Source organism: uncultured Psychroserpens sp. (assembly GCF_947503375.1).
Taxonomy (GTDB): Bacteria; Bacteroidota; Bacteroidia; order Flavobacteriales; family Flavobacteriaceae; genus Psychroserpens.
The window spans coordinates 515,771-533,234 of the sequence record NZ_CANNDQ010000002.1 but is presented as its reverse complement, the minus strand read 5'-3'; the positions used below and the strand labels follow the sequence as shown (position 1 = coordinate 533,234).

The following is a 17,464-nucleotide window of genomic DNA, read 5'->3' as shown; positions in this document are numbered from 1 at the left end:
AGATTATTTTGTAACTAATAACAATCAAAGATAATTATAAATTATTTGAGCGCTTCAATAATGGCATTTTCAAATAATGCACTTAAGCTAATTCCAGCTTCAGCAGCTTGCTGAGGTAAAATACTAGCTTTTGTGAGACCAGGAACAGTATTCACCTCTAATAAATGAGGCTCACCATCTTTAAAGATGAATTCACTTCTACTAAAACCGGTTAAACGCAAGACTCTGTATATTTTTTTAGCTATTACACGCACTCTTTTTGCTTGAGCTTCATCAAGTCTTGCTGGAGTTATTTCTTGAGACTCACCTAAATATTTGGCTTTGTAATCAAAAAAATCATTGTTACTTACGATTTCTGTAATAGGTAATACCGTAATTTTACCATTGTAGGTAATGACACCAACCGACACCTCAGTGCCATCTAAATATGACTCAATAATAACTTCGTCATCTTCTTTAAAAGCTACATCTAAAGCATTATGAATATCTTCTTTTTCATAAACTTTAGTTATGCCAAAACTACTGCCTGCTCTATTTGCTTTTACAAAACATGGTAGCCCAACTTTTTTTATAACTTCATCCTCATCAACTTGATCTCCAAGATTCACAAAGAAAGACTCGGCAGTTTTTATTCCATAGGGTTTTAATGCACTTAAACAATCACGTTTATTAAAGGTTAATGCGGCTTGATACATACTGCAACTTGTATGCGGAAGCTCTAAAAGTTCAAAATAACCTTGCATAAAACCATCTTCTCCAGGCGAGCCATGTATGGCATTAAATACACAATCAAATGTAATTTTGGTTTCGTTGACTAGAACAGAGAAATCATTTTTATCTATTGGAAATTCTTCGTCAAAATCATTTACAAAAACCCACTTACGCTTAAAAATGTGTATGCGATATGCATTGTACTTGTTTTTATCGAGTGTTTCATAAACGACTTGACCACTTTTCAAGGAGATGTCATACTCGCTTGAATAGCCTCCCATAATGATGGCGATATTTTTTTTCATATAAATTTTTTACAAAACAGGTGTTGTATTAATTAACAACCTGAAGTTATAATAAAACTTAAGAATTATCAGTTAAGCTAAAATACAAATAAACCCATAAGTAAAAACCCTTTCGTTTTTATATATTTGTCAACATATAAAATTAGTAAATGAGTTTTATAAAATTTATAAGAAGTAAAATATTTTTAAAGCAATTAGCTTTAGCAATCGTAGCCTTATTAGTTCTTGGGTTTTTAATGATGCAATGGCTCAAAAGCACCACTAATCATGGTGAATTTGTTACTGTTCCTGACCTTAAAGGAAAGACTGTTGAAACTGTTAAAATAGAATTGAAAGACAATAGTCTGGTTATGGAAATTCAAGACTCAGCTAACTTTAATCCTAAATATCCAAAGTATTCGGTCATAGAGCAATATCCTTTGGCAGGTAGTCAAGTTAAAGAAGACCGTAAAGTTTATTTAATTTTAAACCCTTCTGGTTACAGAAAAGTAGCAGTACCAGATATTGTGAGACGAACCTATAGACAAGCAAAGCCAACATTAGAAGCACTTGGCTTTGAGGTGGGAAGCATAAGTTATGTTGATGATATTGGAAAAGATCAAGTTATATCTATAAGTAATAAAGGAAAAACTATTAACGCTGGAGATATGTTGCCTTTAACTTCTAAAATAGATTTGATTTTAGGAAACGGAAACTAAAATGACCACTGCAGACACCTTTACTGAACCAAATGACGATGAGTTATTTGAACATCATTCTTTTGTTGCCGATAAAGGACAAGCACCTTTACGTATTGATAAATACTTGATGAATCGTATTGAAAATGCAACTAGAAATAAAATTCAGGCAGCAGCAAAAGATGGGAGTATTTTTGTGAACGATATACCAGTAAAACAAAATTACAAAGTCAAACCATTTGATAAAATTAGAGTTCTTTTAGAACATCCTCCATATGAATATTTACTTACGCCTGAGAATATACCTTTAAATATAGTTTATGAAGATGATCAACTTTTAGTGGTTAATAAACCAGCTGGAATGGTTGTGCATCCAGGACATGGAAACTATTCGGGAACCCTTATCAACGCATTGATATATCATTTTGAAAATTTACCAAATAATAGTAGTGAACGGCCAGGTCTTGTACACCGAATCGATAAAGACACGAGTGGTTTGTTGGTTATCGCCAAAACCGAAAAAGCCATGACGCATCTCTCAAAACAGTTTTTTGATAAAACTAGTGAGCGAGAATATATAGCATTGGTATGGGGAAATATTGATGAAGATAAAGGCAAGGTTGAAGGTCATATAGGGCGTCATCCAAAGAACAGATTACAAAACACCGTATTTGAGGGAGATGATAAAGATAAAGGAAAACCTGCAGTAACACATTATAAAGTAATGGAGCGTCTAGGTTATGTGACTTTAGTTTCCTGTAAGCTAGAAACAGGTCGTACACATCAAATACGTGTACATATGAAACATATTGGACACACACTCTTTAATGACGAACGTTATGGAGGTGAACGTATTTTGAAAGGAACAACATTTACCAAATACAAACAGTTTGTTGAAAATTGTTTTAAGATCTTACCAAGGCAAGCACTACACGCAAAAACATTGGGATTTATACATCCAACTACAGGTAAAGCCATGAGTTTTGATTCGCCTATACCAGAAGACATGTATGAATGTATTGAAAAATGGCGTAATTATGTTAAACACCAAGATTAGTAGTATAAGTATTCATTCTATTTATTGCAGTATTGAAATTATAAAAATCTAACCTTGAATTTTAGTAAAGGTAATTGTAACTTTGAGTAAAGTTATGTTTTATGAAATTAGTACTGTCTCCAGCAAAATCACTTGATTTTGAAAGTAAATTACCAACGAGCAAAGCTTCTGAACCACAATTTTTGTCAGAGTCTGAGCGCTTGAATAAGTTATTGAAGAAGAAATCGGCAAAAAGCTTATCAAAGTTAATGAGTATTTCTGATAATCTTGGTCAGTTGAACTACCAGCGTAATCAAGAATGGGCATTACCATTCACTAAAGAAAATTCTAGACCAGCCATTTATGCTTTCAGTGGAGATGTGTATAGAGGTTTAGAGGCCTATAAGATTGATATTAGTAAGTTAGATATACTTCAAGATAAGGTAAGAATCATTTCTGGTCTTTATGGAATATTAAGACCATTAGATCTAATCCAGCCATACCGTTTAGAAATGGGAACAAAATTTCCCGTAGGGAAGAACAAAAATCTCTATGAATTTTGGAGAAAAAAAATTACAAATGCACTTAATGACGAGCTTAATGAAGATGAATTGTTTTTAAACTTGGCAAGTAACGAATATTTTAAGGCTGTAAACCCCAAATTATTAAAAGTACCAGTAATAACTGCTAATTTTAAAGATTTAAAAAACGGCGAATATAAAACAATTATGACCTTTGCAAAGTTGGCCAGAGGTTACATGGCACGTTATGTAATTGATAATGATATCAATACCGTTGAGGGTTTAAAGGCATTCAACTATGAAGGCTATGGCTTTAGTCAACCACTCTCAACAGATACTGAGTTAGTGTTTACGAGATAGATTAGCCTTTTTTATTTGGGTTGATCTTATCTTCAGTTTTAGGGCGTTTTTTTATGCGTGGTCGTCTTGCTCCAAAAGTACCTCTATTAATTTTTCCTCTTTTGGTTTTTTTGTCTCCTTTTCCCATGATTTGTTATTGAATGGTGAACAGTTAATATATACATTTTAAAATTTACTTTAGTATTTTTATGATTTAATTTCTAGTTCAAAACATGTATTATTACCTTATAGTCGCCTTTCAAATATTTTGTATTTATCATGTATTGAAAAACCACAACAGTTATTATTGGGTTTTTGCCATTATTTTCTTGCCAATCATTGGATGTAGTGTTTATTTAATAATGCACGTATATAAGAAAAGAGATGCAAAGATGTTACAAGAAAACCTAACGAACATAATCAATCCAACAAAGAAAGTTCGCGATTTAGAACAAAAATTACAATTTTCAGAAACCTATGAGAATAGAATTAAGTTAGCTGATGCTTATTTTGAAATTCAAGACTATAATAATGCATTAAAGCAATATTTGAGTGCCTTAGATTCTACATTTCAAAATGATTTTCATGTTATCGAACAAATAATTAGTTGTTATTACAAAAATGAAAATTATGATCGTGTCATTGACTATTCAAAACAAGTAATTAATCATATAGAATTTAAAAGATCGAAAGTACAATTCTTATATGGATTGTCACTTGAAAAAACAGGTGATATAATAGAGGCCGAAAAGCAATTAAAACAACTAGATCTGCCATATTCAAATTATACTGAACGTTTAGCTTATATCAATTTCTTAATTCGTCATGATAAAACTGAAGCAGCAAAAACATTGTTAAATGAAGTTTTTGATGAGACTCAGAATATGACTAAAATGAATAGAAAGCTATACAAACAAACGATTATAGAAATTGAGAAACTTAAAACTGATTTTTAGTTGTTTTTTCATAAACATCCATACGAACCTTTTATAAAAGAAGATACTACAAAATTAATTGTTGGTACTTTACCACCACCACGCTTCACAACAGGTAATTTACTCGAGAAAGATGTTGATTTTTGCTATGGAAGTTATTACAATTCACTTTGGTTATTTATTGACAAGATTCATAATTTAAATTTGAGATACGACAATTCGCAAGCTGCTATTGAAGAACGAAAAGAATTCTTGATAACACACAAAATAGGTGTTTGTGATATTGTTGAAAGTGCTGAGCGTGATAAAATTGATGCTTCAGACTTAGGGATGAAAAATATTAAGCTTAGAAATCTTCTAAATTATCTTGAAGATTTCCCAAAAATAGACACAATATTATTTACAGGTGGAAATAGTAAAAATGGACCCGAATATTTTTTCCGAAGACATATTAAATCTTATGGACTAAAGTTGAAAGTAGTGTCTAATGAGGTGCCCCGAATTCATCAATTTGAGTGGCCATCCGATAGTAAAAAAAGGCGTCTAATTAAAACGGTGTCATTGACATCAGGTTCTGGTGCTGCTAATATTTCAATAAGTAGATTACCTTTATATAAGCAATTAAAGGCAAAGAATCCAAAGTTCAATACGTTTGATTTTAGAGTGTTACAGTATCGTGCGTTTTTTTAATTCACTAGGTATAACGTATTATGATTCAATATCAAGTTGCATACTATTCTAAAATTTTCGTTTGGATTTAATTTTAAATACCTAATGTAGGTAAGTGTTTTACTTTGTGATACCTTAATGCCGAAATGATACAATAACGCAACTCTTCTTTTGGGAGTTCAGTATTTATTTGAAACACGATAGCTCTTTTTCCTTCAAATTGTAAAGCGTTTTTAAAAAGTGATCTAAACGTTTCTACCAGTCTACTTGTGCATTGAAAATGGCATATTGATTTGGTGATTGTTCTTTCCAATCTATTCTAATGGTGCTTCCGATTTTGCTAATAAAACTTGGTTTATTCCACTTTAGTGTCTCTTCAATTACGGTAATATCTTTTATTGATTTAGCTGTTTCAATAATCAATTTTCGAAGTTCTATTAGCTTAGGCTTTACATCTACAGGATAATTATTGAAAGTACGCTCAAACTCTGCACTAGTATGTATTTTTAAAGCACTCATTGAGATGAATGAAGTTATTTAATCATTTTTTTGATTAATGCTATCTGTCCTAAATGGTAATAACTGTGCTCAATAAGGCCTTCAATATTTCTTCGGTAAGTTCCATATTTCTCGTCAACAAAAATGGTATCTAACTCATTATCTGACATTAGTTTAATGTATTTAGAAAATACTTCTGCGTTATGAGTTAAGGCATAACGAAGATTATTCCAATCGGTTTCAGAAGTGATTTCTGGACAATCAAAACTATACTTGTCTTTAATGTCTAATGTACCACCTTTAAAGACGTTTAGGACACCTTCTAGGTAATAGTTAATGTGAAATGTTAGCAAGGCTATGGTATTTAATGGCTCTATTTTTTGAGTGGCTTGTTGCCATGTAATATCACTTAAAATTGTTTTATAGTTTGTGTTTGCAATCCAAGTACCATTTAAAAAGACCTCTTTAAATCGATTGGTAATTTGATTAGAGTTTTTCATAGCGTGTTGGTTAGGTATTCATTTTTGGATAACCCATAATACAATAACCTAATTTTTTTCCATTAAGTTTTTGAGCATCAGCGATAATCCATTCATAATTTTTTTCATCCTTTTCAGGAAGTAATGTTTTAACATCTTTAAATGTATAGGTTCGCATTAGCGATGCTTGACCATCCCATGCGTAAATAATTGGTATTATTGGGATAAGATAGGTAGATACGATTTGTGCAAGAGACAGTGGTTTAACAAACAACGTCATCACTAAGCTCATGACCATTAAAATCAATAGCGATATTGGGAGTAAAAGCCACCAAATTAAAGTTGGAATGGTATTTTTGGCAATTTCATAAATCAAAATAGGAGAGTTACTGTCTTGAGCAGATTTAAGAATTTTTTTAGCAATATTTGGTTTCATATGATGAAAGCTTGCAATCATGGTTTTAAGTCCTTGAGACACTTCATTAACATTAGTTGCATCTAAAGCCGTTTTACTGTAAGTTACATGCGCAAGTTTTTTATTATTAATGGTTTTAACAATGGTTTGATTTGGATACAGATCGGTTAAAATTAATTCTAAGTTAGTATGCTTTGATTGTAAACGTTGAATTACATCCAGCATCGGACCTCCAGCTCCAGAACCCAGATCAATAATTTGATTAAAATGACTTTTCTTTTGAATTTCAATAATAAGATTTGTTATTACCTCAGATGTTCCTATAAAGCGATGAAGTACGATAATAAGCTTTGTGATACCAGAACGTATGAAAATGGGTAACCAATTAAAATCTTCAAATTCAAATAATTCTAATCGTTTCATGTAAATTAACTAGTTTTGATGAGTAATAAAGAGCTATCGCGCTTGGGAAAAATACAAGCTATTATGTTAAGATTCTTTTATGTGTTTTGGTGATGCAAATCAATTTCAATATGCTTATTTTTAGTAGTCTTAAAGTATTCCTATTCTATTTTTTTTCCTGGCATTTGTTGTCCGCCTTGGTTTAGAGTTAAACTTTCTATCTTGCCATCAGTTGAACGATTAAAGGTGATTTCAGCAGGAACAACTTTTAAGAAAAAATTATCTTTTTCACTTGCAAAAAGTTCTACTTCACCTTGTCCAGTAGCAAGACCATAAAGACGTCCGTCTCTAACACTAATAGTGATATGAAACGAGGGTTGAATTTCATATTTACCTATATATTCTTTGAGAACCTCAGGTGTTAATGTGATTTCTTTTCGCATGGCTGGAGGTGCTTTGTCTATACCTTTACCAACAATAGTATTACCATTTATTGTCATTTTCACCATACGATTACCATTTTCAGTATAAAAAGTATAAGCTGTATCTCCGCCATCAAATATGAAACTTGTAGCAGTCATAGGATAAATTTCTAGGTTAGTGCTGCCTTCTCTCTGGCTAAAGAGTTGTTTGTCTTTAATTGTAATATGCCTAATTACACCGCCTTCATATTCGTAAGCACCAACCCATTTTCTAAGCTCACTTTCACTCAAAGCAATAGCATCTTCTTTCTTTGGAAATGGTTTGCCTATAGCCATGGCAGCAATATTGGTCGTTATACCTCCAACATTACCACAATCACAATTTGTGAGTCCAATTACATATACATTTTCTTCAGGTAGAAATATACCATTAGTAGAGTAGCCAAAAATTCCTCCAGAATGCTCTGCAGTAGTAGAGCCATTTACATCTCCTTTAATCCATCCGTAACCATATGGAATGTATTCGCCAGAGTTTAATGTAGAGCCGTTAATTGCTTTTTCTAAAGAGCTCCTTTTAATCAATGTGTTGTTAGATATGGCATTTTGCCATATTAAAAGATCTGCAGTTGTAGACATTAGTGATCCAGCAGCATATGGTAATGTGAGGCTTAAATAATCTGCGTTTCTGTATCCTGAATCTTCTTTAGAATAACCACTGGCACGATTAGGAATCATTTTTGTCATGCTTCCATAGTAAGAATTTGCCATTCCAAGTTTATCAAAAATACGTGTCTTTATAAAGTCTGCATAGCTTTGTTGGCTAACCACTTCTATTATATGACCTAAAAGGATGTAACCTGAATTATTATAATTAAAATCTGATCCAGGATCAAATTCTACAGGTTCATTTTTAAAAACACCTATCAGTTCAACTGGTGTCATATCTGTTCTAGCTTGACTAAAAAAACTAGGCATATTGGTATAGCTCTTTATACCTGAGGTATGGTTTAATAGCTGATGTATAGTTATACTCTTTCCATTTGTAGGATAATCTGGAATGTATTTGGAAATGTCATCAGTGATTTTTAGTTGGCCTTGTTCTTCTAACATTAAAATAGCTACGGCTGTAAATTGTTTTGTTATTGAGCCAATTTCATAAACACTGTTTGGCCGAGCAGCAACATCTAATTCTAAATTGGCCATGCCAAATGCCTTACTGTATATGGCTTTACCATCTTTTGCAACTAGAATAGATAGACTTGGTGTTTCAGAATTATAAATGTCACCAATGTAAGAGTCTATTTCAGTTTCTAGAGTTTGACCAATACTAGAGATTGAAAAAAAGGCAAAAATACTTAGCACTACATATTTTAATAGAAGTTGATTAACTGACATACAAATAAGTTTTATTATTTATTAAAGTTAATGAATTATTTATCATTATATGGGCAGGTTTGAAAATAGGTTTGCAGATTGAATTTTCTATCATTAAAAGTCTCAGATGATATTTTGAAATGTTGAATTCGATCAATTCGAAATGCGCGATAATCATTACGTAAATGGCACCAAGCAATAAGTATCCATTTACGCTGAGTAGAGTATAAGGCATAAGGTTCAATTTTTCTGAATGAAGTTTCAGAATCATTGACTTTACGATAATTTATTTCTATGTAGTAAAAATTAGTGATGGCTAATTGAATTTCAGATAATGCATTACTTGATATATCTTCATGATTCATGTCAAACACAAAAATCTTACTATTTAATAGCTCGCTTTTTTCTTGAATTGAAGTTCTAAAAACAGATTTTATTTTGATGAGAGCTTCTTCAAAATCAGTAACAAAAGATGTGTCATTGGTTTGATTGACTAAATGTTGTGCAGTAATTAAAGCATTGGCTTGTTTTTCAGTAAATTGAACAGGAGCTACGGTATAACCATCCATCAATGAATACCCACGACCTTCGATGGTGGTTACTGGGATGCCAGCTTGTTCAAGCTTTCTTATATCTCTATATATCGTTCTTACACTAACATCGAACTTTTCAGCTAACTCGTAAGCAGTTAGCAATCGCTTAGATTTTAACAAGGTTAATATGGATATAAGTCTAGAGAGTTGAGACATAATAACAAAGATAGTGAACCAGCATAGTAATTCACTATCTTGATTTTTTGATTGTTACTTACATTATAGAATGAAGAGCAACTTTGTTTCCTTCAGTATCTATAAATTGAGCTATAAAGCCAAATTGTCCTATGTCTGTTTTAGGCATAATGATTTTACCACCTAAAGGTTCAACTTTTTCTAATGCTAAATTCAAATCTTCACCACCATTTAAATAAATAGTTGTGCCGTTATTTGTAGGGACTTGACCATCACCTTCTACTATAGCACCTCCAACACCATTATTATCCTCATCATAAGCAAAAGTCCCATACTTCATGTTTTGTTCAGGCATAGGTAGATCTGTAATTTTAGTTCCCATAACTGTAGTGTAAAATTGTTTGGCTCTGTTGTAATCTTTAACTGGGATTTCAAACCAGTTCACTGCATTTCTCATTTTTTAAATTGATTTAATTGTTAAACTTAATGCAAAGATATTTACGCTTGTGTCATAGGATGTCAAGGGTGGTTTTAAATTTTAAACTAGTGATGATGGGGATTGAGAATAAAAAAAAAGCACAAGTTAAATACTTGTGCTTTTTTAGCTATTAATCATTAGGGATTACAAAGGTCAATTATCTTTATGAGGATGTGCAAATTTATGACTATCAAGCCTTTAAAAAATTGATGTATGTTAAGAAATTTCAATTAAGGGATAATTCTTTTCTAATTCTACTTAAACTTTCTGTAGTAATGCCTAAGTAAGATGCAATGTGATAATTTTTAATGCTTTTTTGAAGCGTCGGATAGGTATTTATAAAATTGAGGTAGCGCTCTGTTGCGGTTTGAGATATATTGGCTAAAATTCGTTTTTGGAAAGCAGCAAAAGCTCTCTCTAATTTTATTCTAAAAAATGTTTCGATTCGAGGAATTTGTGCATATAAATACTCTTTATGCTCTTTGGAAAGTTTGTATAAAACTGCATTTTGAAGTACTTCAATATTCATAATGGCTTTTGAGGTAGAAAAAAAAGCAGTATAATCACTTATCCACCAATCTTTAACACCAAATTGAACAGTGTGTTCTTTTCCGTGAGCATCAATGTGATATGATCGTAAACAACCTTCTAAAATGTAATATTGTTTATCTACGATATCACCAGCACTTAGTATTATGGTTCCTTTTTTATAGGTAGTTTTAAAGAATACGGATTCAATGATCTTTATCTCTTCATTTGAAAAAGAAAGATCTTTGAAGATTTCTTTTATTTTAGAATTGTCGGTGCGCATGTTTCACCTTTGATTGATTACATTAAGATACGTAAATCAATCAAATTAGCCTATTAGAGTCGATAGGATTGCGATAAATTAGTTAATCGGTTTCTCTACATAAGAAAAAACCACCTTGTATTAACAAAGTGGTTTGCATATATGTAGGATGCTGATTTATCAGCGTGTCAACTACTTGATCATATCATAGCTACGCTTAATGAAGTTAGTTAACTCTTCACCTTTTAATAGACCTTGAGATAAGCGTGCCAGATCTAAACTTTGGTTTACCAAACGTTCTTGCTTCTTTTTGGTTTTTGTATTTAGTATGTCATTAACTAATTGCGAATTGGTATTCACTACTAGATTGTACATTTCTGGCATATTGCCCATACCAAACATTCCGCTTCCACCGCCAGTTTGTTGCATCTCTTTCATACGACGCATAAATTCTGGCTGTGTAATAATAAATGGAGAGGCATCACTATCCATCGCCTCTAATTGTATCATAAATTTTTCTGAAGGCACAATTTCTTTCAATAATTCGTCTAATTGTGTTTTTTCTTCTTCAGATAATTTTGAAATTGAAGTATCATCTTTCTTAATCAAGTTATCAATATGATCACCATCTACACGAGCAAAAGAAACATTCTCTTTAGTTGTTTCTAATTTTTGTATCAAGTGAGACACTATTGGAGAATCTAATAGTAATACTTCATAATCTTTTGCTTTAGCAGTCTCAATGTAACTGTGCTGTGCATCTTTGTCTGAAGCATAAAGAATAACCAATTTATCATCTTTATCTGTTTGCTTGGCCTTAATCTTGTTGTATAATTCCTCATACGTATAGAATTTACCATCAACCGTAGGATACAATGCAAAAGCATCTGCTTTTTCAAAGAATTTTTCTTCTGAAAGCATACCATATTCAATAACAATTTTGATGTCATCCCATTTCTTTTCAAAATCTTCGCGATTAGTATTGAAAAGCGATTTTAATTTATCTGCCACCTTGCGTGTAATGTATGATGAGATCTTTTTTACCGCACCATCTGCTTGCAAGTAACTACGAGATACATTTAATGGAATATCTGGAGAATCTATAACACCTCTTAGCATGGTTAAGAACTCAGGTACGATGCCTTCAACATTATCTGTTACGAATACCTGATTTTGATACAATTGAATTCTATCTTTTTGGATATTCAAATCGTTGGTCATCTTAGGGAAATATAAGATACCTGTTAAGTTGAATGGATAATCTACATTTAAATGTATGTTGAAAAGAGGTTCTTCAAACTGCATTGGATACAGCTCTCTGTAGAAATTTTTGTAATCTTCGTCCTCTAAATCAGTAGGTTGCTTTGTCCAAGCAGGATCAGGATTATTGATAATGTTATCTACTGTGATTTGTTTATGAGGCTCAGTGGTTTCTTTACCTTCAGCATCAGTAGTTGTTTTTGGAGTAAAGTTAGGGTCGTTAATTTCTTTGGTTCCGAATTTAATCGGAATAGGCATAAATTTGTTGTACTTTAACAATAGCTCACGAATTTTAGCTTCTTCTAAGAACTCTGTTGAGTCTTCAGCTATGTGAAGAATAATTTCTGTACCTCTTTCTGTTCTATCAGCTTTTTCTAGCGTAAATTCTGGAGAGCCATCACATGTCCAATGTGCAGCAGGTGCATCTTGATAAGATTTGGTAATAATCTCTACTTTATCTGCAACCATGAATGCTGAATAAAAACCAAGTCCGAAATGACCAATAATTCCAGAATCTTTAGCAGAGTCTTTGTACTTATCTAAGAATTCTTCAGCACCCGAAAAAGCAACCTGGTTAATATATTTTTCTACCTCTTCGGCGGTCATACCTAAACCTTGATCAATAATATGAAGTTTTTTACCTTCTTTATCAATTTTAACTTCAATTTTTGGATGACCATATTCTACTTTAGCATCGCCAATATTTGTTAAGTGTTTTAGTTTAAGTGTTGCATCAGTAGCATTACTGATTAGCTCACGTAAAAAGATCTCGTGATCGCTGTATAAAAATTTTTTGATTAAAGGGAAGATGTTTTCTACAGAAACATTAATATTTCCTTTTGTCATGATATATAAGTTTTATGTTATGTATTAAGTTTTAAGCTATATGACAACAAAAATGCCAATATGTAATTTGTGACAACTTGGCATAAAAAAAAGCTATTCAATAAACGAATAGCTTTTTTTATTATTGAAGGATATTAATCTTTGAGCGTTTCATTTGGTGTGTCTATTTCTTGGTTGCTTTTAAGATGTTTTTCTAACCATTGATCTTGTTCCCAAAGCATATGTAATACAGACTCTCTGGCTCGGTAACCATGACTCTCTTTTGGAAGCATAACTAACCTAACGGGGCTCCAAGACCTTTTGGTGCATTAAACGTTAAACATAAAGAAGCTGTTAAGCGAAGTATATTATATTTGCAATGCGTTAAAATTCATGTATAACTTAGGCTTTATACATTAATTTATTACATTTATAAAAAGCAAGTAAGTAATTATGTACAATTCCAAAATAATAGGTTTAGGACACTATGTTCCAGACCATGTGGTTACCAATAACGATTTGTCTAAACTTATGGAAACTAGTGACGAATGGATTCAAGAACGTACTGGAATTAAAGAACGTCGGTGGGTTAAAGAAGGAGATGGAGATACTACTGCAACAATGGGAGTAAAAGCTGCCAAAATAGCCATTGAGCGTGCAGGAATTGATAAAGATGATATTGATTTTATTGTTTTTGCCACTTTAAGTCCAGATATGTATTTTCCGGGTCCAGGTGTTCAGGTTCAGCATGCTTTAAACATAAAGACAGTTGGAGCTATAGATATTAGAAATCAATGTTCTGGTTTTGTTTATGGCATTTCTGTAGCCGATAATTTCATTAAAACGGGAATGTATAAGAACGTGTTAGTAATTGGAAGTGAATTACACTCACATGGTTTAGATAAAACCACTCGAGGTCGTGGTGTCTCTGTAATTTTTGGCGATGGAGCAGGAGCAGCTGTGTTGAGTAGAGAAGAAAATACAAGTAAAGGTATATTGTCAACTCATTTACATTCTCAAGGAGAACATGCAGAAGAGTTAGTAGTAAAAGCGCCAGGAATGGGAACACGTTGGGTAACAGATATTATCTCTGAAAATAATCCAGATGATGAAAGTTATTTTCCATATATGAATGGGCAATTTGTATTTAAAAATGCTGTGGTACGTTTTAGCGAGGTGATCATGGAAGGGTTGATGAACAATAATCTTGAGGTCAATGATATTGATATGTTAATTCCTCACCAAGCCAATCTACGTATAGCACAATTCATTCAACGTAAGTTTAAGTTAGAAGATCATCAAGTTTTCAACAATATTCAAAAGTACGGAAATACTACAGCAGCTTCAATACCTATCGCTTTAACTGAAGCATGGGAGCAAGGTCGAATCAACGAAGGAGATACAGTTGTATTAGCAGCTTTCGGGAGTGGCTTTACTTGGGGAAGTGTGATTATCAAATGGTAAAAAAAATCCGAAATTTTTCAATTTCGGATTTCCTAGCTATTAATCAATCATAAATAACACTAAAACTATAAAACAGTGATATGTTAACTGATTAATTTTAAAACTTATCACATTGTATAGACGTAAAAATTATTGTTTTATTATATGTCATTTTATTTTTAACTATCTATTAACACTAGTTATACTTATCTAAAAAAAAATCCGTAGTGTTCACCACGGATTTTTCTGCTATTAATCACTTAAAAACTTTGTATTACTTAAGGGGTCTAAATAATCAAATTATTAACTATTAAGTCGAAGTAATTACATAAAGATTACAGATCGTATTCAACTTTAACAAATTTTGGCAAACAAAAACCCTCAATAAATTGAGGGCTTTATATAATAAGAGTAATTTTACTTAAATCAGAGAATATTTTAAAGGCTAATTCAAATTAATTCAGTAAGATCAAGTAGTTATAGTTAAGACGAGTTCAAACACAATTCATTACAGTAATTATAAAACTTTAACATTTGTAAGCGTTAATAATAAAAAACCCGAAACCTTTCGGCTTCGGGCGTATCATTTAATAACCAAACTTAACACTAACCATCAACTATTATGTAGGCTATTAAATGCAAATAAATTTTTATATAAATCCACCACTACCAGATTTTTCTCTACTATCTCTTCGCTTACGTTGTAAAGCTCTATATTTTCCTCCACCAAATCGGTATGAAAGTCCAACATTCCATGTGTTGCTTTCCCAGTTGAATTCACCAACTTGTGGATAAGGTCTATCGCCTTCAAATTCAAACTTCATCGTATTGAAGATGTCACTGTAGTTGAAACTGAATGTAGCTCTATTATCTTCAAGGAAGCTATAGCGAATACCAGTATTTACCATAAACATTGGCTTTCTAGTAAATTGTAATCCCTTTTCTTCGCCTCTGTACATTGTGAAAACGGAGAGGTTCAAACGTTTTGTAGCTTTAAAGTTGTTAAATAGCCTAAAATTGTAAACAATATTATCTACTTCTATAGTAGTACGTACAATATTTTCAGGTGTTGCTATTGCTATAGGTGCATTTAAACTTTCAGCAATCCCTTTCTGTTCTCTTGCATAGAGATCAAAACTTGCATTGAAACTCCACCATTTGGTAGGTCTGTAGTTACTGCTTAGCTCTATACCATAGGCTGTAGTGTTTTCAAAATTATCAAACGTAAGAATGTTCTTGTTTAGATCGAGTGGGTCAATAAAAACAGCTCTGTTAATTTCGTCTTCAACGAGTCTAAAAAATACACCACCTGTAATCGAACCTTTCTTTAATTTTCTTGTATAGTTAAATTCTACTGAGTTAGTAAATTGTGGTTGTAAATTGGTGTTTCCAAAAGAGGAAATCAATGGTGTACTCCACTCTCTAATTGGATTTACTTGTTGTAAGCCAGGCCTGTCAACACGTCTGCTATAACTCATTTGATAAGAATTCTTTTCAGTTGGGTTGTAGGTTATAAATGCTGAAGGATAGACCTGAATATAATCATTTTCAAAAGGTGTGTTTTCTGAGGTGTTTTGTAATTGTCTTATTGCTGAAGCATCTTCAGTCACACTCTCAGCTCGCACACCAACTTGATAACTCCATTTTTCAAATGTTTTTCCGTAAGTTGCATAAAGGGAGTAGATGTCTCTTTTGTACGTAAAATCTGTACTTGGTGTTTGGATGAATTCATCGCCATTATTTGGAATATTGTCTTGAAGTTCGTTAATAGAAAGTCCTGTTGAATTGTAATCAATATTGGTCTCGAAAAGACGAATTTCACCACCAACTTCTAATTTTGTATTGTCAGTTAATGGATTTGTGTAGTCTAAGTTAATAACTGTTTGATCTCTTTCGGTATCAACAAAATCTACATAGTTAGGCGGAAATGAGATGTTTACAAAATCGAAATTTGCAATTTCATCTTGATTAAAAATGCTATAATCTACTTCTAGATCAAGTTTTTCACCTTCCTTTTTAAATTTATGATTAAATACACCATTATATTGAGAGACCGTATTATCTATATCATTATTAAAGATTTGTAATTGAAGCGGCTGGTTTACAAATTGAACACCTGTTGATCCATCACCTATACCGTTATAAAGGTTTTGGTTGGTAAAGAATGAAATGGTATTGTTGTCATTCATATAAAAATCTAGACCTACTTTATATAAATGCGATTTGTTATTATTTCCAAAATCGAATTCTTGAAGTGAATTATCATCTAAGCGCTCAATTTCTCCATAGTTAGCATTATTGCCAATATTATTGCCATAATTTCCATAGAGATTAAATTTCCCATTACGGTAATTCATATCTATCGAACTATTAAACTTTGCAAAGATCTCTTTTGTTATTCCAACATTTATATTACCATTGAAGCCTATATTTACATTCTTGTGTAGGATTATATTAATAATACCACTCATACCTTCTGGGTTGTATTTAGCGGAAGGGTTTGTGATTAGTTCTATTTGTTTGATTGAGGTAGAAGGTATTTGTCTTAGTAGTTGTGCAATAGGAACATTTGAAAGCTTACCATCTACCATAACGCGCACATTTTGATTACCTCGAAGACTAATATTTCCTGTTTGTTGATCGACATTTACAGATGGTATATTATTCATAATATCACTAGCCGTGGGTCCAGAGGTAGTAAGATCCTTACCAACATTAATAACTTTTCTATCAACTTTTTGTTGAATAGTAGTAACTTCAGCTACTACAGTAACTTCGTCTAAGCTCTCTATATCTTCTTCTAATAAAATATCACCTGTATTTATTTTATAATTACCATCACCAATAGTAATTGTTTTTATTGTAGTTTTAAAACCAATGTATTGTATACTTAAAGTTAGTTTTCCTTCAGGGACATTGTCTATAAAAAAAGTACCGTCATCTTTGGTGATTCCACCAGTGAGTGTTTTGTCGGCAGCATCTTTGATTACGATTGTAACATAAGGTAGTGGTTGGTTAAGCGACGCATCCATAACGCGACCAGATACAGAACCATTTCTGAACTTAACCTCTTTGGGTGGTTGTGCAATAGCAATTATTGAAAATAAAAGCATACACAACAGTGTAATTCTCTTCATTTTTTGATTGATTAGATTGA

At 32.1% G+C, this 17,464-nt stretch carries 18 protein-coding genes; 6 read left to right on the top strand and 12 right to left on the bottom strand.

From position 1 onward, the window contains the following. Window positions 1-41: 41 nt before the first annotated feature. Window positions 42-1,016, bottom strand: a complete 975-nt coding sequence (locus tag Q0876_RS05805) for a D-alanine--D-alanine ligase (RefSeq protein WP_299225049.1) — start codon at window positions 1,014-1,016, stop codon at window positions 42-44. 149 nt (window positions 1,017-1,165) lie between these two features. Between Q0876_RS05805 and Q0876_RS05800 the strand changes: the two genes are divergently transcribed. The 3 genes from Q0876_RS05800 (at window position 1,166) to yaaA (ending at window position 3,610) form a co-directional block, all read left to right on the top strand. Further along, on the top strand, window positions 1,166-1,714 hold the full coding sequence (locus Q0876_RS05800) for a PASTA domain-containing protein (protein WP_299225047.1): 549 nt from the start codon (window positions 1,166-1,168) through the stop codon (window positions 1,712-1,714). Between the two features lies 1 nt (window position 1,715). Continuing rightward, window positions 1,716-2,750, top strand: a complete 1,035-nt coding sequence (locus tag Q0876_RS05795) for an RluA family pseudouridine synthase (RefSeq protein WP_299225045.1) — start codon at window positions 1,716-1,718, stop codon at window positions 2,748-2,750. Between the two features lie 101 nt (window positions 2,751-2,851). Then, window positions 2,852-3,610, top strand: coding sequence for a peroxide stress protein YaaA (gene yaaA, locus Q0876_RS05790; protein WP_299225043.1), 759 nt, complete (start codon window positions 2,852-2,854; stop codon window positions 3,608-3,610). A gap of 1 nt (window position 3,611) precedes the next feature. Here the strand turns inward: yaaA and Q0876_RS05785 are convergent, their stop codons facing one another. After that, window positions 3,612-3,737, bottom strand: coding sequence for a 30S ribosomal protein THX (locus Q0876_RS05785; protein WP_299225041.1), 126 nt, complete (start codon window positions 3,735-3,737; stop codon window positions 3,612-3,614). 214 nt (window positions 3,738-3,951) lie between these two features. Here Q0876_RS05785 and Q0876_RS05780 point away from each other — a divergent pair, with 214 nt between their 5' ends. Together Q0876_RS05780 and Q0876_RS05775 are read left to right on the top strand one after the other, a co-directional pair. Further along, entirely contained in the window at window positions 3,952-4,545 is a 594-nt protein-coding gene (locus Q0876_RS05780) for a hypothetical protein (protein ID WP_299225039.1), read from the top strand. Continuing rightward, window positions 4,546-5,214, top strand: a complete 669-nt coding sequence (locus Q0876_RS05775; RefSeq protein ID WP_299225037.1) for a uracil-DNA glycosylase family protein — start codon at window positions 4,546-4,548, stop codon at window positions 5,212-5,214. It begins immediately after the preceding gene. Window positions 5,215-5,448: 234 nt separating this feature from the next. On the opposite strand, the gene Q0876_RS05770 is transcribed toward Q0876_RS05775, so the two are convergent. The 9 genes from Q0876_RS05770 to Q0876_RS05730 all read right to left on the bottom strand — a co-directional run bounded on the left by Q0876_RS05770 (window position 5,449) and on the right by Q0876_RS05730 (window position 13,157). Further along, window positions 5,449-5,712, bottom strand: coding sequence for a hypothetical protein (locus tag Q0876_RS05770; RefSeq protein WP_299225035.1), 264 nt, complete (start codon window positions 5,710-5,712; stop codon window positions 5,449-5,451). Between the two features lie 14 nt (window positions 5,713-5,726). Further along, entirely contained in the window at window positions 5,727-6,191 is a 465-nt protein-coding gene (locus Q0876_RS05765) for a DinB family protein (protein ID WP_299225033.1), read from the bottom strand. A gap of 10 nt (window positions 6,192-6,201) precedes the next feature. Next, window positions 6,202-7,008: a hypothetical protein gene (locus tag Q0876_RS05760; protein ID WP_299225031.1), complete on the bottom strand. Its 807-nt coding sequence runs from the start codon at window positions 7,006-7,008 to the stop codon at window positions 6,202-6,204. A gap of 140 nt (window positions 7,009-7,148) precedes the next feature. Next, on the bottom strand, window positions 7,149-8,804 hold the full coding sequence (locus Q0876_RS05755) for a serine hydrolase (RefSeq protein ID WP_299225029.1): 1,656 nt from the start codon (window positions 8,802-8,804) through the stop codon (window positions 7,149-7,151). 35 nt (window positions 8,805-8,839) lie between these two features. Then, on the bottom strand, window positions 8,840-9,532 hold the full coding sequence (locus tag Q0876_RS05750; RefSeq protein WP_299225027.1) for a YafY family protein: 693 nt from the start codon (window positions 9,530-9,532) through the stop codon (window positions 8,840-8,842). A 58-nt stretch (window positions 9,533-9,590) separates the two neighbouring features. After that, window positions 9,591-9,968 carry a VOC family protein gene (locus Q0876_RS05745; RefSeq protein ID WP_299225026.1) on the bottom strand — a complete coding sequence of 126 codons (378 nt, stop codon included), beginning with the start codon at window positions 9,966-9,968 and terminating at the stop codon, window positions 9,591-9,593. A 247-nt stretch (window positions 9,969-10,215) separates the two neighbouring features. Continuing rightward, window positions 10,216-10,800: a Crp/Fnr family transcriptional regulator gene (locus Q0876_RS05740; RefSeq protein WP_299225024.1), complete on the bottom strand. Its 585-nt coding sequence runs from the start codon at window positions 10,798-10,800 to the stop codon at window positions 10,216-10,218. A gap of 171 nt (window positions 10,801-10,971) precedes the next feature. Next, complete coding sequence (htpG, locus tag Q0876_RS05735) at window positions 10,972-12,885, bottom strand: molecular chaperone HtpG (RefSeq protein ID WP_299225022.1); 1,914 nt, start codon at window positions 12,883-12,885, stop codon at window positions 10,972-10,974. Between the two features lie 134 nt (window positions 12,886-13,019). Beyond that, a complete protein-coding gene (locus Q0876_RS05730; RefSeq protein ID WP_299225020.1) occupies window positions 13,020-13,157 on the bottom strand; it encodes a hypothetical protein in 138 nt (45 codons plus the stop codon). 160 nt (window positions 13,158-13,317) lie between these two features. Here Q0876_RS05730 and Q0876_RS05725 point away from each other — a divergent pair, with 160 nt between their 5' ends. After that, complete coding sequence (locus tag Q0876_RS05725) at window positions 13,318-14,328, top strand: 3-oxoacyl-ACP synthase III family protein (RefSeq protein ID WP_299225019.1); 1,011 nt, start codon at window positions 13,318-13,320, stop codon at window positions 14,326-14,328. Between the two features lie 629 nt (window positions 14,329-14,957). Here Q0876_RS05725 and Q0876_RS05720 read toward each other — a convergent pair. Continuing rightward, window positions 14,958-17,444 (bottom strand): outer membrane beta-barrel family protein, encoded by a 2,487-nt coding sequence (locus tag Q0876_RS05720; RefSeq protein ID WP_299225017.1) that lies wholly within the window; start codon window positions 17,442-17,444, stop codon window positions 14,958-14,960. Window positions 17,445-17,464 lie beyond the last annotated feature (20 nt).